Source organism: Paenibacillus sp. FSL K6-1096, from assembly GCF_037977055.1.
Lineage (GTDB): Bacteria > Bacillota > Bacilli > Paenibacillales > Paenibacillaceae > Paenibacillus_AQ.
In genome coordinates this window covers 2,553,564-2,579,135 of the sequence record NZ_CP150274.1, presented here as the reverse complement: position 1 = coordinate 2,579,135, position 25,572 = coordinate 2,553,564, and the positions used below count along the sequence as shown (strand labels likewise).

At 52.1% G+C, this 25,572-nt stretch carries 21 protein-coding genes and 3 rRNA genes; 17 read left to right on the top strand and 7 right to left on the bottom strand.

Going from position 1 to position 25,572, the window contains the following annotated elements:
- Positions 1 to 28 precede the first annotated feature (28 nt).
- Positions 29 to 580: a helix-turn-helix domain-containing protein gene (locus MHI24_RS11265; protein WP_340025721.1), complete on the bottom strand. Its 552-nt coding sequence runs from the start codon at positions 578 to 580 to the stop codon at positions 29 to 31.
- A 141-nt stretch (positions 581 to 721) separates the two neighbouring features.
- Between MHI24_RS11265 and MHI24_RS11260 the strand changes: the two genes are divergently transcribed.
- The 3 genes from MHI24_RS11260 to MHI24_RS11250 are packed head-to-tail and all read left to right on the top strand — an operon-like array spanning position 722 to position 2,586.
- Positions 722 to 1,129: a DoxX family protein gene (locus MHI24_RS11260; protein ID WP_340025720.1), complete on the top strand. Its 408-nt coding sequence runs from the start codon at positions 722 to 724 to the stop codon at positions 1,127 to 1,129.
- Positions 1,130 to 1,149: 20 nt separating this feature from the next.
- The gene (locus MHI24_RS11255; RefSeq protein ID WP_340025719.1) at positions 1,150 to 1,809 is read left to right on the top strand and encodes a dienelactone hydrolase family protein; all 660 of its coding nucleotides are present in this window, start codon (positions 1,150 to 1,152) and stop codon (positions 1,807 to 1,809) included.
- Between the two features lie 6 nt (positions 1,810 to 1,815).
- Positions 1,816 to 2,586: a class III extradiol ring-cleavage dioxygenase gene (locus MHI24_RS11250; RefSeq protein ID WP_340025718.1), complete on the top strand. Its 771-nt coding sequence runs from the start codon at positions 1,816 to 1,818 to the stop codon at positions 2,584 to 2,586.
- Positions 2,587 to 2,659: 73 nt separating this feature from the next.
- Here the strand turns inward: MHI24_RS11250 and MHI24_RS11245 are convergent, their stop codons facing one another.
- The 3 genes from MHI24_RS11245 to MHI24_RS11235 all read right to left on the bottom strand — a co-directional run bounded on the left by MHI24_RS11245 (position 2,660) and on the right by MHI24_RS11235 (position 6,085).
- The gene (locus MHI24_RS11245; protein WP_340025717.1) at positions 2,660 to 3,736 is read right to left on the bottom strand and encodes a hemolysin family protein; all 1,077 of its coding nucleotides are present in this window, start codon (positions 3,734 to 3,736) and stop codon (positions 2,660 to 2,662) included.
- Positions 3,737 to 3,785: 49 nt separating this feature from the next.
- On the bottom strand, positions 3,786 to 5,099 hold the full coding sequence (locus tag MHI24_RS11240; RefSeq protein WP_340025716.1) for a hemolysin family protein: 1,314 nt from the start codon (positions 5,097 to 5,099) through the stop codon (positions 3,786 to 3,788).
- 95 nt (positions 5,100 to 5,194) lie between these two features.
- Positions 5,195 to 6,085, bottom strand: coding sequence for an AraC family transcriptional regulator (locus tag MHI24_RS11235; RefSeq protein ID WP_340025715.1), 891 nt, complete (start codon positions 6,083 to 6,085; stop codon positions 5,195 to 5,197).
- Between the two features lie 136 nt (positions 6,086 to 6,221).
- Here MHI24_RS11235 and MHI24_RS11230 point away from each other — a divergent pair, with 136 nt between their 5' ends.
- The 14 genes from MHI24_RS11230 to MHI24_RS11165 all read left to right on the top strand — a co-directional run bounded on the left by MHI24_RS11230 (position 6,222) and on the right by MHI24_RS11165 (position 22,098).
- Complete coding sequence (locus MHI24_RS11230; protein ID WP_340025714.1) at positions 6,222 to 7,880, top strand: glycoside hydrolase family 43 protein; 1,659 nt, start codon at positions 6,222 to 6,224, stop codon at positions 7,878 to 7,880.
- 92 nt (positions 7,881 to 7,972) lie between these two features.
- A complete protein-coding gene (locus tag MHI24_RS11225; RefSeq protein WP_340025713.1) occupies positions 7,973 to 8,854 on the top strand; it encodes a hypothetical protein in 882 nt (293 codons plus the stop codon).
- A gap of 253 nt (positions 8,855 to 9,107) precedes the next feature.
- Positions 9,108 to 10,668, top strand: a 16S ribosomal RNA gene (locus tag MHI24_RS11220).
- A 278-nt stretch (positions 10,669 to 10,946) separates the two neighbouring features.
- Positions 10,947 to 13,871 (top strand): 23S ribosomal RNA (locus MHI24_RS11215).
- A gap of 125 nt (positions 13,872 to 13,996) precedes the next feature.
- Positions 13,997 to 14,113, top strand: a 5S ribosomal RNA gene (gene rrf, locus MHI24_RS11210).
- The 16S, 23S and 5S rRNA genes sit together here, the layout of an rRNA operon.
- Before the next feature lie 477 nt (positions 14,114 to 14,590).
- Positions 14,591 to 15,691, top strand: a complete 1,101-nt coding sequence (locus tag MHI24_RS11205) for a hypothetical protein (protein WP_340025712.1) — start codon at positions 14,591 to 14,593, stop codon at positions 15,689 to 15,691.
- A gap of 214 nt (positions 15,692 to 15,905) precedes the next feature.
- Complete coding sequence (locus tag MHI24_RS11200) at positions 15,906 to 16,565, top strand: response regulator transcription factor (RefSeq protein ID WP_340025711.1); 660 nt, start codon at positions 15,906 to 15,908, stop codon at positions 16,563 to 16,565.
- Positions 16,566 to 16,567: 2 nt separating this feature from the next.
- A complete protein-coding gene (locus tag MHI24_RS11195) occupies positions 16,568 to 17,938 on the top strand; it encodes a HAMP domain-containing sensor histidine kinase (RefSeq protein ID WP_340025710.1) in 1,371 nt (456 codons plus the stop codon).
- Positions 17,939 to 17,998: 60 nt separating this feature from the next.
- A complete protein-coding gene (locus MHI24_RS11190) occupies positions 17,999 to 19,093 on the top strand; it encodes a hypothetical protein (RefSeq protein ID WP_340025709.1) in 1,095 nt (364 codons plus the stop codon).
- Positions 19,094 to 19,204: 111 nt separating this feature from the next.
- On the top strand, positions 19,205 to 19,912 hold the full coding sequence (locus tag MHI24_RS11185; RefSeq protein WP_340025708.1) for a type 1 glutamine amidotransferase: 708 nt from the start codon (positions 19,205 to 19,207) through the stop codon (positions 19,910 to 19,912).
- Positions 19,913 to 19,955: 43 nt separating this feature from the next.
- Positions 19,956 to 20,753 carry a dihydrodipicolinate synthase family protein gene (locus MHI24_RS11180; RefSeq protein WP_340025707.1) on the top strand — a complete coding sequence of 266 codons (798 nt, stop codon included), beginning with the start codon at positions 19,956 to 19,958 and terminating at the stop codon, positions 20,751 to 20,753.
- A 64-nt stretch (positions 20,754 to 20,817) separates the two neighbouring features.
- Positions 20,818 to 21,402, top strand: a complete 585-nt coding sequence (locus MHI24_RS11175) for a DUF421 domain-containing protein (RefSeq protein ID WP_340025706.1) — start codon at positions 20,818 to 20,820, stop codon at positions 21,400 to 21,402.
- A 33-nt stretch (positions 21,403 to 21,435) separates the two neighbouring features.
- Positions 21,436 to 21,567, top strand: coding sequence for a hypothetical protein (locus tag MHI24_RS11170; RefSeq protein ID WP_340025705.1), 132 nt, complete (start codon positions 21,436 to 21,438; stop codon positions 21,565 to 21,567).
- 54 nt (positions 21,568 to 21,621) lie between these two features.
- On the top strand, positions 21,622 to 22,098 hold the full coding sequence (locus MHI24_RS11165) for an OsmC family protein (RefSeq protein WP_340025704.1): 477 nt from the start codon (positions 21,622 to 21,624) through the stop codon (positions 22,096 to 22,098).
- Positions 22,099 to 22,123: 25 nt separating this feature from the next.
- Here the strand turns inward: MHI24_RS11165 and MHI24_RS11160 are convergent, their stop codons facing one another.
- From MHI24_RS11160 to MHI24_RS11150, 3 genes are read right to left on the bottom strand one after another with little or no spacing between them, the layout of a single operon-like run.
- On the bottom strand, positions 22,124 to 23,542 hold the full coding sequence (locus tag MHI24_RS11160) for an ATP-binding protein (protein WP_340025703.1): 1,419 nt from the start codon (positions 23,540 to 23,542) through the stop codon (positions 22,124 to 22,126).
- A gap of 29 nt (positions 23,543 to 23,571) precedes the next feature.
- Positions 23,572 to 23,667, bottom strand: a complete 96-nt coding sequence (locus MHI24_RS11155) for a hypothetical protein (RefSeq protein ID WP_340025702.1) — start codon at positions 23,665 to 23,667, stop codon at positions 23,572 to 23,574.
- Between the two features lie 58 nt (positions 23,668 to 23,725).
- Positions 23,726 to 25,225 (bottom strand): VCBS repeat-containing protein, encoded by a 1,500-nt coding sequence (locus MHI24_RS11150; protein WP_340025701.1) that lies wholly within the window; start codon positions 25,223 to 25,225, stop codon positions 23,726 to 23,728.
- Between the last annotated feature and the right edge of the window lie 347 nt (positions 25,226 to 25,572).

Below are 25,572 nucleotides of genomic sequence, written 5' to 3'. Positions count from 1 at the left end.
TCCGGCCAGAGTACGGGCTTTTAATTGTTCAGAGGACATCCTGTCCGTTCTCGCTTTCGGTGTAGATGGAGATTAGCACTATCGCGGTGTCCTCACCCGTATTTCGGACGGAATGGGGGGTGCAGGCGTTCCAGCTAAAGGAATCACCTTCAGTAAATTCAGCTCCGTCTTCCCCTTGCTGGGCATAGATGGTCCCTTTAAGGACGACATGGACCTCCTGTCCTTCATGTGCATGGGGAGCATCCCCAATCATGGCGCCGGGGGGGAACTCGACAATCGACATCCGGACGTTCTGGGTGGAGCTGAGATGCTCGACTTTGAGCTTAGCTGCGCCGCTGGTGGTGATTCTCCGTTCATCCTTGCGGACAATCTGCATGCGTTCTTCTTTTTTTAGCAGCAAATAAGCAAGAGGTACCTTCAGAGCCTGGGCGATATTCTCAAGTGTAGAGATGGAGGGTGATGTCTTATTGGTTTCGACCTGGCTCATGAAGCCTTGGGAGAGGCCGGTAGCGTCGCAGATTTGCGCGATGGTGATATTTTTCCGCTTGCGGATTGCCCGAATTGTAGCGCCGATATCCATGGGATCACACCTTCATAATATTTGTAATACAAAACTTATTTTTATATTAACAATTTTATTGTTGACAAGTCAATGTGTGTTGCGATAAATTACTCATATAGAAATTATATTTTTATCACTAATATTTTTGGAGGAAACTGAATGAATAGAGTAGCTGTAGTATCGATTATTATGCGTGTGGTGCTGGGGATCATCTTTATATTTCATGGTGTGGATAAGTTTCAGATGGGGATTGGCAACGTAGAATCATGGTTCATTTTATTGGGCATTCCGGGATTTGTAGCTTATTTTGTTGCGGCGGTTGAACTTGTTGGAGGAGTGATGCTTATTGTGGGGTTGTTCACCCGCTATGTATCAGCGTTGATTGTAATTGTGCTTACCGGTGCGATTCTGACTGCTAAATTATCCGTAGGGCTACTCGGCAATGGCCAGATGGCAGGCTATGAGCTGGACCTTGGATTTATTCTGATTTTGCTTTATCTCATTGTAGCTGAGCAGACACCGTTGTCCGTTGACCATTATATTCAGAGCAAGCGCAGCAAATCATGAAGTATAAGGAGGAGATCAGGATGACTTCCGCTTATTCATATGACGTTCACTTACCGGAGAAGCTGGAGCAAGGCAAGAAGTATCCGGTGATTTTCACACTCCACGGCAAAGGCTCTAATGAGCACAATATGTTCGGTCTGGTGGCGCCGTTGGCTGAGGAGTTCATTATTATCGGGGTCCGCGGGAATCTGCCGCTGGGTACGGGGTATCAATATTATGATTTGAAAAGCCTGGGCAACCCCATCCGCGAGATGTTTGACCAAGCTGTCAGCGATCTTGAGGCCTTCATTCACTATGCAACGCAGCAGTATCCGGTCGATCCGGACAGACGTTATTTGCTCGGCTTCAGCCAAGGGGCCATTCTGTCCATGACGCTCGCACTTACGATGGGGGAGCAATTGAAGGGGATTGTCTCGCTGAATGGATATATTCCTGAATTTGTGAAAACGGAATATAGCCTCCGCAGCCTTAAAAATGTGTCTGTCTTCGCTTCGCATGGTGAATACGATTCGGTGTTCCCGGTGCGCATTGGACATGAGACTGCCGCCTATCTGGAGGGGCAAACCGAACGGCTGACCTTCAGACTCTATCCGTCCGGCCACGGCGTCACTGAAGAGAACCAGCGTGATTTCTTGAAATGGCTCAAGCGGGATGCCGGATTAACCACTAGTAAGGAGTGATTATCGATGATGCCTTCCTATTTTTTTGCACACGGAGCTCCATCTATTGTTCTTGAAGATAACGCCTACACCAAGCTGTTAAAAGAGTTCAAAGACCATCTGCCGAAGCCGAAAGCCATCGTTCTCTTCTCGGCGCATTGGGAGGAATCCGTGCAATCTGTGGGCGCGGCGGCAACATATGATACCATTTATGACTTCGGCGGATTCCAGGACGAGCTGTACCAGATGACGTATCCGGCGAAAAGTGACCAGGCTCTTGCGGATCAAATCCAGAAGTTGTTCACTGCGCATGGGATTGAGAATATACGGAATGAGACCAGAGGCTTGGATCACGGGGCATGGGCCGTACTGAAGCTGCTCTATCCGGAGGCGGACATTCCAGTCGTAGCGTTATCTGTAAACCGTCATTTGTCTAATGAACAGCAATATGAGATCGGAAAGGCACTGGCGGAGCTGCGTGAGCAGGATGTGCTCATTATCGCCAGCGGCGGAACCGTTCATAATCTGCGGAGGTTGAACTGGAATTCGGAGGAGATCGACGGGTGGGCCGGGCAGTTCGATCAATGGATTGAGGAGAAGCTGGAAGCATGGGATACAGAAGCGCTGTTCCAATATGAGAAGCTTGCTCCCTATGCGGAGAAGGCCGTCCCAACGAGTGAGCATTTTATTCCGCTGTTAATCGCTATGGGAGCGGGAGACAACGGGCGCCATGCGCAGCTGCTTCACCGGAGTTATCAATACGGTAATTTAAGCTTGAGCTGCTGGAAGTTTAATTAAGCTCATTTTGCACCAGTACGCTAAAAGGACCTGAAGCCAAGCTTCAGGTCCTTTTTTATAAAATACTGCTTCTTTAATTCAATTCGCTCTGAGGGGAAGGAACATTGATATTTAATGACTCATCACGGATCTCACCAACAATCTCTTCCAGGAGATCCTCCATCGTTACAATGCCGGTAGTCTTGCCGGAGCTGTCCGTCACTTTGGCCATATGAACTCTGGTGTGCTGCATCCGCAGCAATACATCACGCAGGTTCTCCGTCTCCGCAAAGGTTGGAAGCTCATGCACGAATTTTTGCCAGTCCGCGCTTCGCCCTGCGGCAATGCTGGTCAACATTTCTTTGGTGTTAATGTAACCAATAAACGGTTTGCTTTCATTTAAACTTACAACGGGATAACGGGTATAATCGTATTCGCCCACGACTTCAATTAACTTATCGACGGGCATTCCCATTTGTACAGTTATCACTTTTTCAATTGGCACGATAATCTCACTAAGATTGCGTTCATCAAAAGCGAAGATGTTGTTCAGATAGACCAATTCCGTCTTGTTGATTTCTCCGCTTTCAAAGCTTTGGTCCACAATCCATTTCAGCTCTTCTTCGGAGTGGACCGTTTCATGGCCCGCAGGCTTGACTCCAAAAGTGCGGAGCAACAGTCGGGCTGACCCATTCAGCGCCACGATGAACGGATAGGTGATCTTGCCAAACCAATAGAGCGGGGGAGCCAGCAGCAAGGTCATCTTTTCAGCAAATTGAATCGCCAGTGTCTTGGGGGCAAGCTCCCCAATCACTACATGTAAGAAGGTGATGATGGATAAGGCGATCAGATAAGACAAGACCGTAGACAAGGCAGCAGGAACACCCATCTGGTCAAAAATCGGATGCAGAATCCGCTCAACGGTAGGCTCACCGAGCGCACCGAGCACCAAAGCCGTTATCGTAATCCCTAATTGACAAGCGGATAGATAGTAATCTAAATCGTGGGCGACCTTTTTGGCAATGACCGCTTTTTTGTTGCCTTCCGTGATCAACTGATCAATGCGGGACATACGTACCTTGAGAATAGCGAACTCAGCGCCTACAAAGAAAGCGGTAAGACCAATAAAGACAGCTACCAGAATTAAGTTTAAAGTAATGACTCCGTCCAAAGTTTTCCCTCCGGCAGAGGGATTCACCTCCAAAAGTTATAGTTATACGTTATGACGGTTGCTCTGATGTTCTCGAAAGCACGATCTGCTTGATCTGCAGGTTGTCCATTTCAGTAATGACCCAGTGTTGACCGCCATCCTGAAGCTCGTACCCCGGGCTCACGGGATTGCCGGCTTTGTATTGAATCCAGCCTCCGATGGTATCTATGCCATCCCTGTCCTCAAACACCAACCCAAACTGCTCTTCAATCTCCTCAAGCAAAACACGTCCATTGATTCTATAGGTCTGCTCGCCGATCAGCTGAATATCCGCAAGTTCATCTGCATCAAACTCATCGCGGATTTCTCCGACAAGCTCCTCAAGAATATCCTCCAAGGTCAGGACCCCTGCGGTACCCCCATATTCATCGACAACCATGGCCATATGCATCTGTTCCTGCTGCATTTTGAGCATCGCTTCCTTAATAGGGGTCGTCAACGCTACAACGGGGAGGCTGCGCACAAAATCCTTCAGATGACGCTTCCGGCCGGCGATAATGTGGGGAAGCATTTTTTTGATGTTCACCACACCATGAATGATATCCTTGTTTCCATCCTGGGTGACCGGGTAACGGGTATAATTATTGGAATCAATGACACTGATAATCTCTTCATACGACATCGTGTAATCCAAAGCTACCATTTCAGTTCTTGGAATCATAATATCTTTGGCAATGCGTTCATCAAAAGCAAATACATTATCTAAATATTCCAGCTTCGTTTCGTTTAGTGCTCCGCCCTTGAAGCTTTGAGCCATAATGATCCGCAGCTCTTCTTCTGAATAATGCTCTTCATGTCCGGCGGGCTTGACCCCAAACAGGCGTAAGGCCACTCGCGAAGTGCCATTTAGGGCAACGATAAAAGGGTGCATAATTTTGCCGAACCAGTACAGCGGGGGAGAGAGCAGCAGCGTCATCTTTTCGGAAAACTGGATTGCAAGTGTCTTGGGCGCCATTTCACCGACAACGACGTGTAAGAAGGTAACAAACATAAAAGCAATGGCATAGGATGCTACGGAAGCGGTTGCGTCGGACAAGTTGAAGAAATCAAAGACCGGGTACAGGATGCGTTCCACGGCTGGTTTACCAATCGCTCCCAGACCAAGGGCTGTAACGGTAATACCAAGCTGGCAGGCGGAAAGATAATAATCCAGATCGGCCACAACCTTTTTGGCAATAACGGCCCTCTTGTTTCCTTCATCAATCAATTGTTCAATGCGCGACATGCGGATTTTGACGGCTGCAAATTCAGAAGCTACAAAAAAAGCGGTTAAAGCAATTAATATGGCAAGAATAATTAAGTTAGTGAGCGTTATTAGGTCCAAGCTTTTCCCTCAGGAAGAGGGATTCACCTCCCAATGAATATTTACGAAGGAGTATAACATAAAAGCGCCTAAACCATCCAGTTGCACGTCATGGTTTACGATTTGCGGTACTCTGAAGGACTCAGGCCCGTCCACCGTTTGAATTGTCTGCTGAAGTGGGAGAGATTCTTGTATCCTAAGCGGCTTGATATTTCATGGAGTGAAATGTTAGGCTGCTGCATCAGCATTTTGGCCTCCTGCAGCTTCAGGTTGGACAGATAGGTCCGGGGCGACATGTGATATATCTTTTGAAAAACCTCTAGCCCGTAGTTGGGACTGATCCCCAGCGAGGCGATGATCGGCTGAATGTGGATGGTGTACTCCGGCTGCCCGGCATTCTCCGCTATAGTATGTTTTTTGAAAGCTCTCTTGATCGCGTCCGCAATCTCCTTGGCATATTTCGCTGCTGTGATGGAGGTAAGGCTGGAAAGCTGCTTATCTGCAGGCTGCATATCGAGCAGCACTTCCAGCAGCTCAAACAGAACAACCTGGGCTCTTAATTTGACCTTGGTGAAGGACAGCCCCGGTTCCTCCAGAAGCGCGATCCAGCACTCCAGACAGGCTGTCAGCCTGCTGTGATACGGATGGGATGGCTCATAGACCCAGTCGCCGTGCTTCATCATTTGCATCCGTAAGGAAGGTTCGTCAATGTCAAAATGCGCGCAGAAATACGTCATCGGTCCGGCGGAAATGCAGGTGTTGGTATGCTCAAAGCCCGGAGGAATCAGCAAAATGTCGCCTTTCCTAAGCAGGAAGCTTCCGTTCTCCAGAACCGTCTCCTGTACGCCGTCCAGTACGATCAGGATTTCAAAAGCATGATGGAGCTCCTTCGGGATCGACCAGCCGGCTGAAACCGTCTGCTTATGGGCGCCAAAAAAGCGGATATTCCAATCAATGCGCGGAAGCAGTTGAGTAATGCCGGTGTCAGACGCGTTGTTGTATTCCATAGCTAGTGACCTTCCTTTGATAAGGGTAAATTAAACGTTGCTGATACAATCGCGGCCTGCGGCCAATACTTATTATAATACAGGTATCAAGCGGCTTACGCCCTTACAATTAGAAGCACAGAGAGGAATGGAGACAATGACCCGCATTCAGAACCCCATAATTCCCGGCATGGCGCCCGATCCGTCGATCATTCGCGTTCATGATACCTATTATATCGCTACCTCCAGTTTTCACTGGACCCCGGGGGTACAGATTTACAAATCCATGGATTTGGCTAACTGGGAGCTGATCAGCTCTGTACTCCGTAATGGGGAAGTCGATTTGCGCGGAACGAATACACCGGCCGGAATCTGGGCGCCGCATCTATCGTATGACCCTTCCACAGGCAGATACTGGCTGGCGTATTCGCATATGCTGAACATGGCCGGACGTGAATTCAACTCGGATTCTTATGCTATGTGGGCAGAGGATATTCAGGGACCTTGGTCTGAGCCGGTGTATCTCACTTCCATTGGCTTTGACCCGGCGATCTTTCATGATGAGGACGGGAAGCAGTATGTTTCTATTCTAGAGTGGGAGACCCGCGAGGGGTATCAGGCACCGGGGCATATCGTCATTGCCGAATTTGATTTAGCCATGGGGAAGATTATCGGAGAATGGCATCGGGTGACGCAGGGATTCACAACCCGGGGATGTGCCGAGGCACCGCAAATCTATAAACGGAACGGATACTACTATCTGATGATAGCGGCAGGCGGGACAGGCTATGCACATGGGGTGGAGATTGGGCGTTCCCGCAACGTCTTCGGACCTTATGAGCCGCATCCTTCCGGGGAGCCGATTATTACCTCTTCGCCGCGGCATCTGTTCTCCTTGGGTGATCCGGATGCAGGGCATTTCGAGATGTTCAATCCGAACTCCCCCATGCAAAAGGCAGGTCACGGCTCCTTAGTACATGCCCACACCGGCGAATGGTATATTGCTCATCTGATGTCCCGTCCGCTTCCCGGCACTCTTATGAATCCGCTGGGACGCGAAACTTCCATTCAAAAGATGCACTGGACGGAAGACGGCTGGCTGGAAATGAAGGACGGGACGAATGTGGCGAAGATGGAGGTTGAAGGGATGGCTGGAGTTACACTTGCCGCCCCGTTGTCCCATGATGTACAGGACGATTTCAACGATGAGACCTACAGCATCCACTTCATGACACCTTACCGTAATCAGTCCAGGGACTGGACCAATACGGTGGAGCGCCCGGGGCATCTGCGAATTTATGGAGGGAACTCTTTTTTCTCACAGATCCATCCGGCTATTATGGCTACGCGCGCTACCTCCTTCCATTATGAGCTGCAGACCAAGGTTGAATTCCACCCGGACCACTACTCGGAGACTGCGGGGATGGGGCTGTACTATGACTCGAATAACTGGGTGTATGTTCACTTGACGCATTCCGAGCCGGAGCGGGGTACTGTGTTGAAGGTATTGCAGGCCAAGCTGGGACAACGTATTGAATTTGCGGATACAATAATTCCGGTGCCTCAGGGGATCGCGGAGCTGAAGCTTATCTATACATCAGGGATTGCGAACATTCTCTACCGTCTGGATGAGGAGATGGAGTGGAACGCCATTGTGAGTGATTTGGATGTGGCCTATCTGTCGGATGAGGGGGTTAACGGGGAACCGGGGGAGATCGGCGGATTCACAGGCTTGTTTAATTTCATTGGCTCGGTGGATGCGCATCAGCATGATTCCTTTGCAGATTTCGAGTACTATTCAGTGAAGAACCGCTAACCTCTGCAGGGGGGAGGAAGGAATTTCCGGTCCACTTTTCAATATATTCTTGGTAAGGTAGGGGGACTGCTATTCTGAAGAGGTGATAATTGATGCAAAAGAAACATTGTGCATTCTGCGATCAGATTGTCCGGATTACAGCCGACGGGGAGTACGATCAGTATATTGGCTGCTCCTGCTCGCCTGGCGGAAGCTACCGGCTGCTTAGAGACAGCTATGAACCGATTCTTGCGCTCTCGTTCCAGCAGAAGCGGGACATGCTGCATCTGATCTCAGCCTATATCCGCGAAAAGACGGATTGCGGCGAGAAGGTGATCCTTGCGTTCAGTGATCTGGAGAACATTGTGAATGCTCCGGACATTCCTGTAACTGCTGAGGATAAGGGGAACCGGCTGCTGCAATATCTGTATCGGCATTGTGATGGACCCGGGGAGCCGGTAGTCATTCACCCTTTGTCCCGCAGCTATAATCTGACGTACTCTCCCAATCTGCAGGAGCTGGTCTATCTTATTGACAGGCTGCAAGGTGAGGGGCTGTTAGTCCGGGAAGGGATGAACTTCACATTGACCCCCATGGGATGGGAGCAAGCGGCTGCAACAGCAGGAGGCCGGACCTTACAGCAATGCCTTGTTCTTCTGCCGGATGATGAGAAGCTGAGGGCGGAGTGGCAGGACAAGCTTTGGGGCAAAATCGAGCAGTTCGGTTACTTGCCCCGCTTACTGGACGGCGTAGCGGCGAATTCCCTGGAGCCTGTGGCGGACAGCAAGCTGGTTATTGCCGATCTTACCGGCCAGTCTTCCGGGGTGTATCTTGCAGCAGGCTACGCGCTTGGGTTGAACCTTCCGGTAATCTGGACGGTCAGAAGCGATGAGGCAGAGGAGTTAAAGGTGCATTTTCAGGAGATACGTCCTCTGGTCTGGGATACAGGGGAAGAGCTGGTGATATTGCTTCAGCAGAAACTTTTGAAAAAATAGTTGCATAGTTGTTTGATCCGTGCTATATTATAAAAGTTGCTGGTGACGAGCTGATCGCCACTGACAACGAGCTTGATCTTTGAAAACTGAACAACGAGTGAGTATCGGAATTCACTTCGGTGATTCCAAAAAATGATGAATTTCACAGCGTCTTGTACGCTTTAGAAATTTCATCTTGAGAATGCAAATTCTCGTCAGATGTTTCAAAATGAGCTATCGCTCTTTCTATAAGCGCTTACTTCGGTGAGCGTCCACAATGGAGAGTTTGATCCTGGCTCAGGACGAACGCTGGCGGCGTGCCTAATACATGCAAGTCGAGCGGAGTCTTGTTGGAAGCTTGCTTCCAACTTGGCTTAGCGGCGGACGGGTGAGTAACACGTAGGCAACCTGCCCCTAAGACTGGGATAACTACCGGAAACGGTAGCTAATACCGGATAATCTCTTTCCTCTCCTGAGGGAAGAATGAAAGGCGGAGCAATCTGCCGCTTGGGGATGGGCCTGCGGCGCATTAGCTAGTTGGCGGGGTAACGGCCCACCAAGGCGACGATGCGTAGCCGACCTGAGAGGGTGAACGGCCACACTGGGACTGAGACACGGCCCAGACTCCTACGGGAGGCAGCAGTAGGGAATCTTCCGCAATGGGCGACAGCCTGACGGAGCAACGCCGCGTGAGTGATGAAGGTTTTCGGATCGTAAAGCTCTGTTGCCAGGGAAGAACGTCCGGTAGAGTAACTGCTGCCGGAGTGACGGTACCTGAGAAGAAAGCCCCGGCTAACTACGTGCCAGCAGCCGCGGTAATACGTAGGGGGCAAGCGTTGTCCGGAATTATTGGGCGTAAAGCGCGCGCAGGCGGCTATTTAAGTCTGGTGTTTAAACCTTGGGCTCAACCTGGGGTCGCACTGGAAACTGGGTGGCTTGAGTACAGAAGAGGAAAGTGGAATTCCACGTGTAGCGGTGAAATGCGTAGAGATGTGGAGGAACACCAGTGGCGAAGGCGACTTTCTGGGCTGTAACTGACGCTGAGGCGCGAAAGCGTGGGGAGCAAACAGGATTAGATACCCTGGTAGTCCACGCCGTAAACGATGAGTGCTAGGTGTTAGGGGTTTCGATACCCTTGGTGCCGAAGTTAACACAGTAAGCACTCCGCCTGGGGAGTACGGTCGCAAGACTGAAACTCAAAGGAATTGACGGGGACCCGCACAAGCAGTGGAGTATGTGGTTTAATTCGAAGCAACGCGAAGAACCTTACCAGGTCTTGACATCCAACTAACGAAGCAGAGATGCATCAGGTGCCCTTCGGGGAAAGTTGAGACAGGTGGTGCATGGTTGTCGTCAGCTCGTGTCGTGAGATGTTGGGTTAAGTCCCGCAACGAGCGCAACCCTTGACTTTAGTTGCCAGCAGGTAGAGCTGGGCACTCTAGAGTGACTGCCGGTGACAAACCGGAGGAAGGTGGGGATGACGTCAAATCATCATGCCCCTTATGACCTGGGCTACACACGTACTACAATGGCCGGTACAACGGGAAGCGAAGCCGCGAGGTGGAGCCAATCCCAGCAAAGCCGGTCTCAGTTCGGATTGCAGGCTGCAACTCGCCTGCATGAAGTCGGAATTGCTAGTAATCGCGGATCAGCATGCCGCGGTGAATACGTTCCCGGGTCTTGTACACACCGCCCGTCACACCACGAGAGTTTACAACACCCGAAGTCGGTGGGGTAACCCGCAAGGGAGCCAGCCGCCGAAGGTGGGGTAGATGATTGGGGTGAAGTCGTAACAAGGTAGCCGTATCGGAAGGTGCGGCTGGATCACCTCCTTTCTATGGAGAATCGTCTTCGGAAGTGGAGACATTCAAATTTGAAATCTAGCCGGTCGGCTAGTTACTCACTCGTTGGTCAGTTTTGAGAGCTCAAGCTCTCGACTGGCTGTAACTTCGATCGTCACGGTTGTGATCGACCCGAACTTACAGCAACTTGATCCTTGAAAACTGGATACCGAAACGAATTTGCGTTTTAGAACATTCCTTTAAGCTGAACTTGTGTAAACAAGTTTCATATTAATGGCGATACTAGCGATTTTCCTAACGGAAAACGCATTGGTTAAGCTACTAAGAGCACACGGAGGATGCCTAGGCGCCAGGAGCCGACGAAGGACGTGGCGAACAACGAAACTGCCTCGGGGAGCTGTAAGCAAGCTTTGATCCGGGGGTGTCCGAATGGGGAAACCCAGCTGTGGTAATGCACAGTTACTCGTATCTGAATACATAGGATGCGCAGAGGCAGACCAGGGGAACTGAAACATCTAAGTACCCTGAGGAAGAGAAAACAATAGTGATTCCGTCAGTAGCGGCGAGCGAACGCGGAACAGCCTAAACCAAGGGGCTTGCCCCTTGGGGTTGTGGGACGTCTCACATGGAGTTACAAAGGAATATGGTAGGCGAAGAGGTCTGGAAAGGCCCGCGATAGAGGTAAAAGCCCTGTAGCCCAAACTGTGTTCCCTCCGAGACGGATCCCGAGTAGTGCGGGGCACGTGAAACCCCGTATGAATCTGGCAGGACCATCTGCTAAGGCTAAATACTACCTGGCGACCGATAGTGAATCAGTACCGTGAGGGAAAGGTGAAAAGCACCCCGGAAGGGGAGTGAAATAGAACCTGAAACCGTGTGCTTACAAAAAGTCAGAGTCCTCTATATGGATGATGGCGTGCCTTTTGTAGAATGAACCGGCGAGTTACGTTCAACATGCAAGGTTAAGGTGAGAAGCCGGAGCCGCAGCGAAAGCGAGTCTGAATAGGGCGACTGAGTATGTGGGCGTAGACCCGAAACCGTGTGATCTACCCCTGTCCAGGGTGAAGGTGCGGTAACACGCACTGGAGGCCCGAACCCACGTACGTTGAAAAGTGCGGGGATGAGGTGGGGGTAGCGGAGAAATTCCAATCGAACTCGGAGATAGCTGGTTCTCCCCGAAATAGCTTTAGGGCTAGCCTCGGTGAATGGAGTGGTGGAGGTAGAGCACTGATTGGGTGCGGGGCCCGCAAGGGTTACCAAGCTCAGTCAAACTCCGAATGCCACTTACTTCTTGCCGGGAGTCAGACAGTGAGTGCTAAGATCCATTGTCAAAAGGGAAACAGCCCAGACCATCAGCTAAGGTCCCCAAGTGTGTGTTAAGTGGGAAAGGATGTGGAGTTGCACAGACAACCAGGATGTTGGCTTAGAAGCAGCCACCATTGAAAGAGTGCGTAATAGCTCACTGGTCGAGTGACTCTGCGCCGAAAATGTAACGGGGCTAAACACACCACCGAAGCTATGGCTTGATGCTTGCATCAGGGGTAGGGGAGCGTTGTGTATACGTTGAAGGTGTACCGTAAGGAGCGCTGGAGAGTACACAAGTGAGAATGCCGGTATGAGTAACGAAAAGATCAGTGAGAATCTGATCCGCCGAAAGCCCAAGGTTTCCTGAGGAAGGCTCGTCCGCTCAGGGTAAGTCGGGACCTAAGGCGAGGCCGACAGGCGTAGTCGAAGGACAACAGTTTGAAATTACTGTACCACCGTAATCCGCTATGAGCGATGGGGTGACGCAGGAGGGTAGTGACGCGGACTGATGGATGTCCGTCTAAGCAGTGAGGCTGGTGTGCAGGCAAATCCGCACATCATAAGGCTGGGCTGTGATGGGGAGCGAAAATTACAGTAGCGAAGGTCATGATCTCACACTGCCAAGAAAAGCCTCTAGCCAGGAGAAGGTGCCCGTACCGCAAACCGACACAGGTAGGCGAGAAGAGAATTCTAAGGCGCGCGGAAGAACTCTCGTTAAGGAACTCGGCAAAATGACCCCGTAACTTCGGGAGAAGGGGTGCCTCGGTAGGGTGAATAGCCCGAGGGGGCCGCAGTGAAAAGGCCCAAGCGACTGTTTAGCAAAAACACAGGTCTGTGCGAAGCCGCAAGGCGAAGTATACGGGCTGACGCCTGCCCGGTGCTGGAAGGTTAAGGGGAGTGGTTAGGGGTAACCCGAAGCTATGAACCGAAGCCCCAGTAAACGGCGGCCGTAACTATAACGGTCCTAAGGTAGCGAAATTCCTTGTCAGGTAAATTCTGACCCGCACGAATGGCGTAACGACTTGGGCGCTGTCTCAACGAGAGATCCGGTGAAATTTTAATACCTGTGAAGATGCAGGTTACCCGCGACAAGACGGAAAGACCCCATGGAGCTTTACTGCAGCTTGATATTGAATTTGGGTACGATCTGTACAGGATAGGTGGGAGCCGTGGAAAGCGGAGCGCAAGCTTCGCTGGAGGCGCCGTTGGGATACCACCCTGATCGTATCTAGGTTCTAACCTGGTACCCTAAGCGGGTACGGGGACCGTGTCAGGCGGGCAGTTTGACTGGGGCGGTCGCCTCCTAAAGAGTAACGGAGGCGTTCAAAGGTTCCCTCAGAATGGTTGGAAATCATTCGAAGAGTGCAAAGGCAGAAGGGAGCTTGACTGCGAGACCTACAAGTCGAGCAGGGACGAAAGTCGGACTTAGTGATCCGGTGGTACCGCATGGAAGGGCCATCGCTCAACGGATAAAAGCTACCCTGGGGATAACAGGCTTATCTCCCCCAAGAGTCCACATCGACGGGGAGGTTTGGCACCTCGATGTCGGCTCATCGCATCCTGGGGCTGAAGTAGGTCCCAAGGGTTGGGCTGTTCGCCCATTAAAGCGGTACGCGAGCTGGGTTCAGAACGTCGTGAGACAGTTCGGTCCCTATCTGTCGTGGGCGCAGGAAATTTGAGAGGAGCTGTCCTTAGTACGAGAGGACCGGGATGGACGTACCGCTGGTGCACCAGTTGTTCCGCCAGGAGCATGGCTGGGTAGCTACGTACGGACGGGATAAGCGCTGAAAGCATCTAAGCGTGAAGCCCCCCTCAAGATGAGATTTCCCAACATGTAAGACCCCTTGAAGACGACGAGGTAGATAGGTTGGAGGTGGAAGTGCAGCAATGCATGGAGCTGACCAATACTAATCGGTCGAGGGCTTATCCAAAACCACTAAAATGCATGATTCGTTTCGGATTCAGTTTTCAGGCGATTAAGCCTGGCAGGAAGTTAAACCGATGGTTTGATATTTTCTGTAGCGATTTCGAGAAGCGTAGGCTTCGAAAAATCATGTTTGGTGGCGATAGCGGAAGGGTTCCACGCGTACCCATCCCGAACACGACCGTTAAGCCTTCCAGCGCCGATGGTACTTGGACCGAAGGGTCCTGGGAGAGTAGGACGCCGCCAAGCACACAAGACCACTGTTGATCACTCGACAGTGGTCTTTTTGTTTTTGAGGGAATCTGAATATATATTTATAAAGAAATCCTGCAAGAATTGCAACAATGCTGCTCAATAGAAGCCACCTGTGCTGAAATCTTGCACGAAATGCAACAAACTCAGCCTTAACTTGCTCTCTGCACCGTAATTCGTGCAAATAATGCAACAATGTGCCGCAGCTAGTTACAGTTATAGAAATATCCTGCAAAATATGCAACAATGCTGCTCCACACAAGCGGTCGGTGAGAGAGAAAAAGACCGATGGGCTGGATGTACTCTACAGAAGGCGTTGAAGCACCAGCATTTTTCACCCGCAGGGTGACTTTGTTCTATTCTGAGCGAGGCACTCTTTTTTACAACTCCATAACAACTGTCACTCTACTCTATAACATGCCGGGAGTAGGGTAGTGGTAGAGAAATTATTATATTCCTATGGAGGTTATCCCGTTGAACAAGAAGAAGTGGTCTGCCTCTATAGCCATCCTGTTATGTGCCGGAGGGTTATTCGCCATCAGTGCTGTTACCGTTCCGAATTTAGTGAACTCTACCGTTGTCGCCAAAGACAGTACAGCAGCCACACAAGAGGATGTCAGACTAAGCCTGACGGAGAGTGCGGTTCCTGTATTGAAGGTAGAAGCGCCTGTGCCGGTATCCACTGTGGAAGATTACCTGCGGAAGAATATGAACCAGGAGCAAATGGATCAAATTTATGATTCTCTGAGCAAAGCACCTGAGCCCACGGTAGTTGGCGGTCATGATGAAACCGAAGCTGAGCTTAACCTTCGAACTAAGCGTCATTGGGTGCTGGAAGATCAGTATGTGTATGATGGTCTTCGCCCTCAGAAGCCCATGCCCTTCGAGGCGGGACAAGGGGATTTATATCTCGATCCAAAGACCAATACGCTCTACGTTCCAGATCGAACTTGGACTGATGAAGAATTGCTGCAGCTTATAGACTGGAACTATCGCCAAGCGTATGCAGCGTCTCTACGATTTCCGGAAAAACCAGTTCCTCCTCAAAAGTACAGCGAGTCTGAATTCATCATGCGCGCGGCTGAAAGTGTACGTAAGCTCTATGATGCGGATGTGTCCAAGCTGGAAATATCAACGAGTCTGCAACAACCGGGATTTGGCTTTCCTCCCCAACAGTGGGTGTATTTCTCTCCCTACAAGGAGCGGACCATGCGGGGACAAGGACTGGAGGTATGGAAGTACAATGTGATTATCGATCCGGAAACCGGAGTGGTCGTGGATACGACAGCAGTTAATCTGTCAGCGATAAGAACACCTATTGACGGGGCTGCGGCTGCCACTATCCAGAAGGACGATCGTTGGATCAAGGAAGCTAAGCGAATTGTTAAAGACAAGCAAGGAGAGCAACGGAAAATTGTAAAGGCGTATCTGACCGATACCGAGATCAATAATAAGCGCGGAATGGTTGCGGTGGATGTGATATTAGAAGATGGCAGCAAATATAATGCGGAGCTCCGCTATCCGAGTATGATGCTGCGTTGTCTCATTTATGAGCCTGCGGATAAGGGGAAATAAACGATAAGCGGACAGCCTTATGTTCTATTAACCCAACTAGTCCTGAGGATCAAGCAGTGCTTGGTCCGTCAGGATTTTTGTGCGGGTGGGTGAGATATCGCATCTAAGTTCGGCTACCAGCTAATGGATGCTCTGTAATCTGGTATGATAAAGAGAAGTTTAAGTTATAGGCGGCACATGTTGTTGCCGCAGGGCGGAGGAGGATATTCAACAGATGGCCCATATACTGGTGGTTGAAGACGAACAGCCGATTAATGACTTAATTACGATGAACCTTAAGCTGGTGGGACATACATATTCTAAGGCTTATACCGGCGTTGAGGTAGCGGGAATCCTGGAGAAGGAACGGGCGGATCTGGTGCTGCTGGATGTGATGCTGCCCGGTCTGGACGGGTTCGCGGTGATGGAGCAGATTGCCCCTCTGCGGATACCGGTCATTCTGATTACAGCAAGACATGCGCTCTCGGACCGGATCAAGGGATTCGAGCTGGGGGCTGATGATTATATTATTAAGCCTTTTGAGATTCTGGAGCTTCTGGCCCGGATCAATGTTGTGCTGCGGAGGAATGAGCAGGCGTCCGCTGTCTTTACCTGTGACAATGTAGAGGTCCGGTTAACGGAGCGCCAGGTCCGGGTGGGCCAGCTTCCGGTGGAATTGACGGCTAGAGAATTCGAGCTGCTCGAGGTATTGATTCGCAACCGCAATATCGCCCTGTCCCGGGAGAAGCTGCTGGAATTAGCTTGGGGTTATGATTACGCAGGCGATACCCGCACGGTGGATGTACATATCCGGCAGCTGCGCAAGAAGCTGGGCTGGGAAGAGCGGATCAGAACGGTATTCAAGCTGGGCTACCGGCTGGAAGTTCAGGTCTAGCCATGCGGTTCTGGCATAAAATTCTGCTTGCTGTGCTGGTGCTGTTCATCGCAGCGCTTGATGTCAGCGTCCTTATGGTGATGAAGAAAAGCTGGCAGCTGAATATGGACAGTGAGACCAGACGTGCAGAAAGCGAGCAACTGCTGATTGTCAACAATATTTATGAGAATCTGGACTCCATTCGGGTCAGGGGAATGTCGCTTACTCCGTCTCTGCTGGTCAGTGTGGCCGAGTCCTATGGGGAGCATTACCGCAAGCAGGGCATCCGGTTGGAGCTGCGGGAGGATGACAAGCTTCTCTACCCCGGTGAGGTTGGAGCTAGTCCTCCCCAAGAAGGGCATGTTATGACATTAGCGATGCCGCTGCCGGCTCCTTACCAGCATCTGGAGCTGGCGTATAAGCGCGATATCAGCGGGTTGTATGCCCAGCAGCAGGAGCTGAACCGCTTTTTCGTAATGATTAACTGGATTGTCGGCCCGCTCCTCGTGCTGCTGCTCTATCTGCTGATCCGGCATCTCACCAAGCCGCTCAAGCTGTTGTCCGAGACGACGAAGACGATTGCTGAAGGCAATTACTCCAACCGTGTGGAGCTGCACAGCAAGGATGAGTTCGGGGAGCTGGCCATGAACTTTAACCGGATGGCTGCGGTGGTGGAGCAGCGGATCACGGATCTGTCGGACATGGCGGAGGACAAGCAACGGATAGTCGATAATCTGGCTCATGAGCTGCGGACACCGCTGACCAGTATGCAGGGCTTCGCGGAGCTGTTGACCACGGCGAATATTGACCGGGAGGATCAGATCAAGGCCGGCCATTATATCCTGAGCGAGACTGTACGGCTGAAGAATCTGGCCTTCAAGCTGCTGGATCTGTCTGTGCTCCGGCATCAGCCGCTGGAGCTGGCGGAGGTGGACGTAGATGACTTATTTGAAACGGTAGCACAGACGGAACAGCGGAGGCTGGCTGAATACAGTTTGCGTCTGGAACTGGATTGTTCCATTCCGTCTGTATGGGGCGATGCGGATCTGCTGGCCTCATATCTGGTGAACTTGATCGAGAATGCTATTCCTGCTTCCCGGCCGGGAAGCAGTATCCGCCTGCTGGCTTATCCGCACAACGGAGAAGGGGTGCTGGAGGTGCGGGACAGCGGATGCGGAATGACGGAGGAGCAGCAGAAGCACGCATTCGAGCCGTTCTACCGCGCCGATCCGGCGCGTTCGCGGGCCCATGGCAATGCGGGGCTGGGGCTGTCATTGTGCCGGCAGATTGCCGAGGCGCATGAGGCGCGGGTTAAGCTGCAATCTGCGCCGGGAGAGGGAACGAGCATCCGGCTTTTTTTACAACTTCCTAACAACTGCACGCCGACTCTATAACATCCCGGGATTAAGGTAGAGACAGTATCAACTATCCTATACCCGATGGAGGTAATACCCTTGAATTTGAACCCAAAGAAACTAACCGCTATGCTGGCTGTCATCGCATGCACAGGAGGAATACTCGCAGCCAGCGGGTTCGTTGTCCCCGGTCTGGCTAACTCGGCCGTCGTCGCCAAGAGCAGTGCGGCCATGCAGGGCTATACCAAGCAAGGTGTGGCCGACAGCACGGTTCCTGTACTGAAGGTAGAGGCTCCGGCCCCGGTATCTACCGTGAATGATGATCTGATTAAGCAGATGACAAAAGAACAAATTCAGCAGATCTATGACTATATGGACATGCCGGGTGATCCCAAGACCTCCGGGCGGGAATTGACAGAAGCGGAAATGAACCGCCGCCTGGTACTGGATGATCAGTATGTGTATGATGGCCTTCGGCCTAAGAAGCTTTTGCCGCTACAGGCGGGACAAGGGGATTTGTATCTGGATATCAAGACCAATACGTACCACTATCCGGAGCGGGCTTGGACGGATGAAGAGCTGCTGCAGCTGATCGACTGGTCCTACCGGACGAATCTGCTGGCTTCCAAGCGTAACATTACTCCCCCCGCGGTTGCCATACCGCAGAAATACAGTGAGGCTGAATTGATGGCACGAGCTTCCGAAAGTGTGCGCAAGCTGTTCGATGCGGATGTCTCCAAGCTGAAGTCAAGCGTGCTACTGCTGGAGCCGGGATATGGTATACCATCTACATGGTCAGTCGGCTATTCTCCGTATAAGTCGTCCACTCTGCGTGGACAAGGCCAGGAGTACTGGCAATATAGTGTGCAAATCGATCCGGATACCGGGGTGGTATTAGATACGACAGTCTTTAACTCGGTTATCAAAAGAACCCCCATCGACGCAGCCGCAGCGGCCGCCATCAAGAAAGACAATAGTTGGGTGAATGCGGCTGTACAGATTGTGAAGGACAAGCAGGGGGAGAAGCGGAAGATTGTCAAAGCTACTCTGACGAACATGGAGGTGAACAATAAACGGGGAATGGTAGCGGTGGATATTGTACTGGAAGACGGCAGCAAATATAATGCGGAGCTGCGCTATCCGAGCAAGATACTGCGCTGCCTGATCTACGAGCCTGCCGGTAAGGCTAAATAAGCGTGCACCCTTATGAGATAGGGCCAAACGATCCTGATGATCAAGTAGTTCTTGATTCATCGGGATTTTTTGTTACATTGGAGATATGAAAAAATAGGGGGAGGTAGAGAAATGAGAATACATTGCTTGCAGCATGTTCCGTTTGAAGCGCCGGAGGAAATTGCCGTGTGGGCGGAGAACAAGGGACATACGTTAACAACTACACTGGTATATGAAAATAAGGTTCTGCCTGCGGCCGAGGACTTCGATATGCTCGTAGTGATGGGCGGGCCTATGAGTGTCCATGATGAAGCGGTCTTCCCTTGGCTGTCAGCCGAGAAGGCGTTGATTCACACCGCGATAAGCAAGCATAAGCTGACGCTCGGCATCTGTCTGGGGGCCCAACTGATTGCGGAGCAAATCGGCGGTGAAGTCTACCCCAATAAGTGTAAGGAGATTGGCTGGTATCCGGTGCTGGCAACCGGGGATACGGAGTCCTCTGCCTTCTTCAAGGACTTCCCGCAGCAGTGGGTACCTTTTCACTGGCATGGAGACACCTTCAGCCTGCCTGCCGGAGCCAAGCGGATAGCGTCCAGCCTGGGCTGTATTAACCAGTGTTACGAATATGAGGATTATGTGGTTGGGCTGCAGTTCCATCTGGAGGTTAATGACCTCAGTATCCGGAAGATCATCACCAACTGTGCCGGAGAGCTGGAGCCAGGAGAATATATTCAGACGCCGTCTGAGATGACGGATCAGCCCGGGAAGATTAGTGCGTCCAATACGCTGCTGTATACCCTTTTGGATGCCATGGAACACAAACATCTGTCCAGAGTCTAGAGCTAACACCTAGCACCGATGCCAATTAATAAGGGGTGAGGATATGAAAAGATTAAATGTTGCGATCCCAACGCCCTTTCATAAGGATGAGAGTTTGAATACCGGCGGATTCGCACCTATTGTGGCTTACCAGCAGCAGAACGGGATAGAATCACTATTGATCTCGGGAAGTACTGGCGAGCAGCATTCGCTGAGCATTGAGGAAAGACTAGAAATTATTGAATATTTCAACCAAAAGCGCCCTCAGGGGATGGAGCTGATCCTCGGCGTATCTGCGATTAGAACCCGTGATGCTGTCCGGCTGGTGCAGGCTGCGGAGGCATCGGCGATGGATGCGCTGCTGATTGGCTTCCCGCCGTACATCCGGCCCACGCAGCAGCAGGCGGTTGCTTATGTAGAAGAGCTGCTTAACCATACGACCAAGCCGGTGGCGTTGTATAATAACCCAGGGCGGACAGGCTTTGATCTGGCTCCTGAGTCGCTGAAGCTGTTAATCAGCCGCTATCCGAACATTGTAGGGTACAAGGAAACTGGCGATTTGCAGCGGCATGTGGGGGTGGAGTACCCGGAGGGGTTTATTCTTTTTGCAGCGGGGGATATGAAGCTTGTGGAGAATTTCACCTCAGCCCCTTGCAAGGGGCTCTCCAGTGTGGCCGGAAATCTATACCCCCAGGAGATCAAGAGCGCGGTGGAGCGGCTGCTGCGGCAGGAGCAGGTAGAGGCGGGTCCCATCGAAGAGATGGTCTCCCGGGTGTTCAGCGGACATGCTCTGATCAACATCAAGCAGCATTATAATAGTCTGGGGATTCCGGCGGGCGTATGCCGGGCTCCCCTCTGCTAGAGATGCATATTCGCCTCCTGTAAGACAAACCCTAGCTTATCAACTGTCAAAAGGAGACGGAGCGATGCATGAAATCTGGAGTGAAATCTGGAAGGCGCTGGTGCTGATCGTTGTCGGGATGCTGGTGCTGCGGCTTGCCGGCCGCAAATCAATCTCGCAAATGACGATTCCCACCACGATCGCCATGATCTCGATTGGCACGATTATTGTACAGCCGATAGCCGATCATAGTATTCTGATTACCATTGTCGCCGCAGCCGTGTTCATCGCAGTGTTAATTGTGGTGGAATGGCTGCAGGTGCGCTGGAGCGCCCTGGAGCGGCTGATCAAGGGGCCTGCGGTTATTGTGATTGATGAGGGCCAGCTGGTAGCCAAGAATCTTAAGAAGCTACGGTTAACTGTGGACGAGCTGGAAATGAGTCTGCGGGGCCAGGGAATATCCAGGCTGAGTGATGTCAAAACAGCGACAATTGAGCCTAACGGCCAGCTTGGCTATGAGCTGCAGGATGCGGCGAAGCCGGTCACCCAGGCCCAGGTGGAGGCGCTGCTCGCCAAATACTTAGGCGGAAGCCCCGCAGGGAACCGGGCGGTGCATCAGGCTCAAACCGATTCGGAGACGGATCTGTTTGAGGAGATCAAGCTGCAGTAGAGGTAGACCGGATGCTGTAGAAGGAGGGAGTTCTTGCGCAAATTCTTCATAACGGACATCCATGGGGAGCTAAAAGGGCTGGAGCTTCTGCTCCGGCAGTCTGAATTGGACTGGGAGCAGGACCAGTACCAGCGGCTGGAGACCAGACGGATCGGACGCATATAGCCATACAAGATAAGCGCACTTATTAGATATGAAGAAAAGAAGGGACGAAGTGAGATGAAGCATCCTTTTCACCTGAAGGCGGTATGGAATGGCGGCCGGAACAGCGAGGGGCAGATTGATGCAGGCGGGCTGCGGACGGTGATATCGATTCCCCGGGAGATGGGCGGGCCGGGAACCGGCACGAACCCGGATGAGATGCTGCTGGGCGCAGCGGCGACCTGTTATCTGATTACGCTGGCGGCGATGCTGGAGCGTTCAGCGATTGTGCCGGAGGAGCTGACGCTTGCCTCTGAGGCGACGGTAGACGTGACCAATAATGTATTCACCTATGACAAGATCGAACACAAGCCGCGGATTGTGCTTCCGGCGGGCGCAACCGCAGGGGAGCTGAAGACGGCCGAGCGGCTGGCGTACAAGGCAGAGGAGTCCTGCATGATCTCCAGAGCCGTAGCCGGGAACGTGCTGATTCAGACACGGCCAGTCATAGAGATCGCCGGGGGAGACGCACAGGCTCAGGAAATTGAAGCTTAAGCGTTGGAGCCATGGCCAGCAGAGGTTATGTTGACGGCGGAAGATGCTGCTCCACTTCGTAGCGGGGCAGTTCTATGATGACTGAGGTGCCTACGGTGAACTCGCTCTCAATCCGCAGCTGTCCGTCATGCAGCTCGATAATCTCTTTGCAGATGGCCAGGCCGAGGCCGCTGCCTGATTGGCGGGACCGTCCCTTGAAGAACTTGTTGCCAAGCTGCTTCAGGTCCTCGGCTGGAATGCCCTCACCGTTGTCGGTCACAGTAACTTTAATCACTTCCCCGCGCAGCTCTGCCGTGAGGCGGATCTCCCCGCCGGCCGGGGTGAATTTGAAGGCATTGTCCAGCACATTGACGAATACCTGCTTCAAACGGTTGAAATCACCGTCTACCGGCAGCGGCTGACCGGTTAGATCCGCGTAGAGACGGATCTGCTTCGTCTGACCCCTGTATCTGAACTGCAGCAGCAAATCCTCAAGCAGCCCCCTGAGATCATACGGCTGGCGGACAATCCGGATCTCTCCGGCCTGGAATTTGGAGAAGTCGAGCAGATCCTCCACCAGGCCGATCAGCCGGTCTGTCTCTCCGGTCATGACCTCCAGCCCCTGCAGGGTCTCCTGTTTATCCGACAAATCCCCGACCAGCAATGTCTCTCCCCAGCCCTTGATCGAGGTCAGCGGCGTTCTCAGCTCATGGGTGACCGAGGAGATGAAATCATATTTAAGCTTCTCGCTCTTCATAATTTCATCCGACATATAGTTCAGCGTGACCGCAAGTGTGCCGATTTCATCGTCATAGGGCCTGGCCGCCCGGACGGCAAAATTACCGGTGGCCATCTCCTTGGCGACCCCGGTCAATTGCTGAATCGGACCTACAATCCGCTTGGCGATAAGCAGGCTCAGGATGAAGCCGAACCCGATCACGAGCAAGCCGACGATAGCCGCGTTCAGCGCAATTTTAATAATTACCGCATACAGCGGTTCAGCCGACACCGAGTAACGCAGCAGGCCGATCGTGCTTCCCCGTTCAGTCAGAGCGGCGGAAACAGCCAGAATCCGTTCGCCATTGACCGGCTTGATGCTCTGGAAGCTTCCCTTGCCGCGCAGCAGCGCCTCCTTGACATCCGGGGTTGTTACCTGCTCCCCGCTTGAGAACCCGAATGAATTAATGATTACCTTGCCGTCCGGGCTCAGCACCTCAACCATACTGTTCTCCTCGGACGAGAGGTTCTCCAGGATATACCGGGCCCGTTCCTTCAGATTGTAGCTCTCCAGGTATTTGTTGAAGAAGGTTGCGGAATACGTGGCCCGTGAATTCAGGCTCTCCATGGCGCTGCCCAGATAATACGAATGGACCGCAACAATAAAAATCCCCTCCAGCAGCAGGACAATCAGGAGCAGCATAAGCGTAATATAGACAATAAGCCTGGACCTGATTCCCTTAAGCAACGATAGCCCCTCCATATATATCCGAATCTTCACACGGTTTCGGGGTATTGCGGCCCGGAGGGCTCCTGCCCGATTATTTGGCGGATTCGGCTGATATTAACATCTACAATCTTCAGCTCACCCATGAAGTACTGTCCCCATACGGCTGTAAGAATATCAGCACTTTCAGGAACGGCTTCCTCCTCAGGGCAAGGACTTCTGCGGTGTGCCGGCCAGCTGCAGAACTTCATCCAGCGTCAGCTTGAGCTGGTTATACTGCTGTTGATCAACCCCCTGCAGCAGCTTGTCTGCCTCACCCGCTGGAGGCATGACAGCAACGAATACGGTGGGCTCTGTATCGCCCATAGAGTTGCCCTGCTCATATAGCAGCTTGTATTCTCTCTTATCGGCCTTCAGCTGCACCTCAGCCGCCGCCCACCCCTTCTTCGTCAGCAGGCGAAGCTCCAGCAGCGGCGCCTTCACAGCAGACTCAGGATTCTTATAGCTGAACTGAATCTTCTCCCAGGGCTGCGGGGATTCTTCCGGAATCTCCAGCAGGGTCTGGCCTGCCCAAGACTTGGGGAAGCGGAAATTGAAGCCCCAGCGGTCAAATTGCTCCTGAACCAGCGTCAGCTTAGATTGTCCGTCCCACTGATAATATTTGGTGATGAATGGGGTGGCCAGCGGGGCGAGGCTCCCTGTCCCGGCAGGAGGCACAAGGAAGCCGATCTCCGTAATCCCGTCCCCGTTCACATCCTTGCTGTCCAGCGGATAGTCCTTGATTGCCAGACTGTTGCTGCCAAGCGGCGTATCAGGCACAGGAGCAGGAGGATCAGGTTCGGTAGCCGGCGGCGCAAGGACAAGAGCCTTACCGGCGGCGAGGCTTGCGCGCTGATAATCTTCTGTTGCAAGTATATCAGCAAACTGCCCGTTTGCCCAAATCAGCAGAGACGTATAAGCGGCATGAGCGCCGATGGCCGCGTCCACAACGATGGCGCTGCGCGAGGGGGAGGCCTTGGCGAACTGGAACTGAATCACATTCCCGTCCAGCTTCTGGTCGGACAGCATTTGCGGTGTCCCGCCCTTCAGCCGGAGCAGCTGGAGATGATTCTCGCGGACGGTATCTGTCGTGTAGATTCCCTGCAGTACGGCGATGTCCTGGGTGCCTTCCCCGGTCAGATCGCCGACGATCAGCTGGTCGTACGGCTGCTTGAGCAGCTCGTTCAGTGTCCCGTCCTTCAGGCTGTAGACCGCCAGCTCTCTGGTCAGTCCCTCACCTCCGCCGTATCCAAGCAGCAGATCCGCTGTCCCATCTGCGGTAACATCCGTGAAGGAGACATAATTCAATTCACTGCCGACTCCGGTGAGGGTAGCCAGCTTGTTCCATTTGCCGTCCTGCTGCGACAGAAGCAGGGTGTTGATCTCGTAATCGGTGGTGTCTGTCTTATAGAAAGCGAGCAGCTCATCCTTGCCGTCCTGATCCAGATCATGTAATTGAATAGCACTGCCGGATTCCGACTGGACAGGCACGGTTAAGTGCGCATTGGCGGGCAGAAAAGACTTCACAATCCCGGTAAGATTGCCGTCGCTGCTTCCCTGTGACGGGGCCTGAAGCAAATCGCTGGGTGTCTTCATGTCGCCGCAGCCGGAGGTGATCAGGCTTAGGAGCAGAAGGCTGCCCAGGCCGAAGGTATATTTGTTCATCGGAATAACTCTCCTTAATCATTCATCTGTGGCAAGTATATCCTAACCCTTCCGGCAATTAGTTGCAAAATGGTAAAGAGAGGATAACTGAAAGATATTCATATGAGGTGAAAAGCCAATACCTTTAACGAAAAGCATGAAGTCGTCACTGCGGTGAACATTTGGACTTCCGGCCGCTGTTGTCCCCAGATTTCTTGATTTAAACCGCTGTTTGCGGATGAAATCCGGTGACAAAGGCGGACGCTGTCGCTCCTACAGTTCCAAATTTCCCCTCCGCTCCTTCCTGCTTTTTGTTAAGGCTTGTTCATCTGAAATGAATATCTTCAGTTATCTATGGGAGGAGGGCA

What these genes read in the sequence shown, in the direction of transcription:
- MHI24_RS11250 (WP_340025718.1), top strand. Translation starts at nt 1,816, where the DNA reads ATGATGCCTTCCTATTTTTTTGCACACGGAGCTCCATCTATTGTTCTT.
- MHI24_RS11185 (WP_340025708.1), top strand. Translation starts at nt 19,205, where the DNA reads ATGAGAATACATTGCTTGCAGCATGTTCCGTTTGAAGCGCCGGAGGAA.
- MHI24_RS11225 (WP_340025713.1), top strand. Translation starts at nt 7,973, where the DNA reads ATGCAAAAGAAACATTGTGCATTCTGCGATCAGATTGTCCGGATTACA.
- MHI24_RS11165 (WP_340025704.1), top strand. Translation starts at nt 21,622, where the DNA reads ATGAAGCATCCTTTTCACCTGAAGGCGGTATGGAATGGCGGCCGGAAC.
- MHI24_RS11255 (WP_340025719.1), top strand. Translation starts at nt 1,150, where the DNA reads ATGACTTCCGCTTATTCATATGACGTTCACTTACCGGAGAAGCTGGAG.
- MHI24_RS11230 (WP_340025714.1), top strand. Translation starts at nt 6,222, where the DNA reads ATGACCCGCATTCAGAACCCCATAATTCCCGGCATGGCGCCCGATCCG.
- MHI24_RS11155 (WP_340025702.1), bottom strand. Translation starts at nt 23,667, where the DNA reads ATGGGTGAGCTGAAGATTGTAGATGTTAATATCAGCCGAATCCGCCAA.
- MHI24_RS11195 (WP_340025710.1), top strand. Translation starts at nt 16,568, where the DNA reads ATGCGGTTCTGGCATAAAATTCTGCTTGCTGTGCTGGTGCTGTTCATC.
- MHI24_RS11180 (WP_340025707.1), top strand. Translation starts at nt 19,956, where the DNA reads ATGAAAAGATTAAATGTTGCGATCCCAACGCCCTTTCATAAGGATGAG.
- MHI24_RS11235 (WP_340025715.1), bottom strand. Translation starts at nt 6,085, where the DNA reads ATGGAATACAACAACGCGTCTGACACCGGCATTACTCAACTGCTTCCG.
- MHI24_RS11260 (WP_340025720.1), top strand. Translation starts at nt 722, where the DNA reads ATGAATAGAGTAGCTGTAGTATCGATTATTATGCGTGTGGTGCTGGGG.
- MHI24_RS11200 (WP_340025711.1), top strand. Translation starts at nt 15,906, where the DNA reads ATGGCCCATATACTGGTGGTTGAAGACGAACAGCCGATTAATGACTTA.
- MHI24_RS11175 (WP_340025706.1), top strand. Translation starts at nt 20,818, where the DNA reads ATGCATGAAATCTGGAGTGAAATCTGGAAGGCGCTGGTGCTGATCGTT.
- MHI24_RS11150 (WP_340025701.1), bottom strand. Translation starts at nt 25,225, where the DNA reads ATGAACAAATATACCTTCGGCCTGGGCAGCCTTCTGCTCCTAAGCCTG.
- MHI24_RS11265 (WP_340025721.1), bottom strand. Translation starts at nt 580, where the DNA reads ATGGATATCGGCGCTACAATTCGGGCAATCCGCAAGCGGAAAAATATC.